Source organism: Micromonospora maritima, from assembly GCF_902825405.1.
Classification (GTDB): domain Bacteria; phylum Actinomycetota; class Actinomycetes; order Mycobacteriales; family Micromonosporaceae; genus Micromonospora; species Micromonospora maritima.
The window spans coordinates 1-1,554 of sequence record NZ_CADEAU010000814.1 but is presented as its reverse complement, the minus strand read 5'-3'; the positions used below and the strand labels follow the sequence as shown (position 1 = coordinate 1,554).

Annotated in this window: 3 protein-coding genes and 1 pseudogene; 1 reads left to right on the top strand and 3 read right to left on the bottom strand. The window is 76.5% G+C overall.

Annotated elements, in window-relative coordinates; all coding sequences use genetic code 11:
• From HUW36_RS32555 to HUW36_RS32545, 3 genes are all read right to left on the bottom strand, one after another.
• The coding region (locus HUW36_RS32555; RefSeq protein ID WP_281357588.1) for a Sir2 family NAD-dependent protein deacetylase at nucleotides 1-429 on the bottom strand (429 nt) is incomplete at its 3' end.
• On the bottom strand, nucleotides 426-713 hold the full coding sequence (locus HUW36_RS32550; protein WP_099160846.1) for a DUF1905 domain-containing protein: 288 nt from the start codon (nucleotides 711-713) through the stop codon (nucleotides 426-428). The genes HUW36_RS32550 and HUW36_RS32555, both read right to left, overlap by 4 nt.
• A 4-nt stretch (nucleotides 714-717) precedes the next feature.
• Nucleotides 718-1,365, bottom strand: coding sequence for a DUF998 domain-containing protein (locus tag HUW36_RS32545; RefSeq protein ID WP_174531547.1), 648 nt, complete (start codon nucleotides 1,363-1,365; stop codon nucleotides 718-720).
• 95 nt (nucleotides 1,366-1,460) lie between these two features.
• Here HUW36_RS32545 and HUW36_RS34750 point away from each other — a divergent pair.
• Nucleotides 1,461-1,554: pseudogene (locus HUW36_RS34750) on the top strand (ABC transporter ATP-binding protein); the annotation flags it as partial.

Sequence of the window (1,554 nt, the reverse complement as noted above, 5' to 3'; positions counted from 1 at the left end):
GGGGCCGTCGTCGGGCGGCGTGGCGGGGTGGTCGCAGGCCGAGCAGCGGGGCGCGAACAGGCTGCCGTGCAGGCGGACCGGGGCGGTGGCGCCTGCCCGCTCGTGCAGGTCGTCGACGTTCTGCGTGATCACCACGGTCTCCGGCAGCCGCGCCTGGATCGCGGCCACCGCCCGGTGTCCGGGGTTCGGCACGGCCCGGCGCACGCCGTGCCGGCGGCCCTCGTACCAGCCCCAGACCAGGGCCGGGTCGGCCCGGAACGCCGCCGGCGTGGCCAGCTCCCGCGGGTCGTACCGCTCCCAGAGACCGGTCCGGGCGTCCCGGAACGTCGGCACGCCGCTCTCCGCGGACATGCCGGCCCCGGTGAAGACCACCGGCCGGGTCGCGGCGGCGAGCAGCCGGGCCGCCTCCGCCAGCGCCGGGCCGGTCACACGTCCACCGTCAAGCGCACGTCCACCCGGTCGCCCACCTCGATGCCCTCGGCCCGGCGCGCCGCGACCCGCAGCGGCACCACGTACCGCCCGTCCTTCGGCCACAGCGAGGTCCGCCAGTCGGTGTCCCCGATCCGGACGGCCACCGGAATCATCCCCCAGCCGTAGGTGACCGACGCCGAGGCGGCCTCGATGGCCGCACTCTGCTCGTCGGGCACGGTGACGAAGTGGTACGGCGCCGGACCGCGCCAGAACCAGACCTCTCCGCTGAACGCCAGCTCCATCCGGTCAGGATAGGGGCCGGCGCCGCCCGGCCCGGAGCAGCCGCAGGCCCGCCAGCGTCACCCAGCCGAACAGCGGGAGGACGGCGACCCGCTCCATGCCCCCCACCCCGATGCCGACGTCCACCCGGGCCCAGAACAGCGCGACACCGACCGTGCCGGCCACGCCGAGCAGGAGGCTGACGGTCCACAGCTCGCGCAGCAGCGGCGCGCGCGTCGCCGTCGCCGCGACGAGCATGCCGGCGTTGCCGCACAGGAAGATCAGCAGCGCGGCCAGCAGGTGCCCGTTCTCGTCCACATCCGCCGGGCGGGCGCCGGCCAGCACGTACCCGACGGCGGCGGCCAGCGTCAGCCACCGCGTCGCGCCGGCCGCCCGGCCCGACCCGAGGGCGGTCCGGGCGAGCAGGATGCCGAGCGCGAGCAGCACCCCGACGGCGACGAGGGCGGCGTTCATCGCCGGGTGCCACGGCGAGCAGACCAGGCGGGGACGGGTGGTGTCCCACACCCCGCAGCCCACGTTGCCCAGGTCGCTGACGTTGTGCTCGGCCCAGCTGAACCGGGGGTGCCACCAGGCCAGCCCGACCACGACGTTGGCGGTCAGGAACACGGTGGTGGCGAGCAGCCAGCAGGCGGCGGCGATGCGGTCACGGGTCATCCGTCGAGTCCACCGCCGGCGCCCGTCCGCGCGCACGGGGCGTGGTGGGCCGGTCCGGGGTGGGGCCAGACCCACCCCGCAACCGGGGCCTGGACGGCTGGGTCGGCGCGATCGTGGAGAGCCCCCAGTTCTTCGGCAACTTCACCGCCCACCGGACGCTGCGGCTGCTGGCCCTGGCCGGTGGGGTGC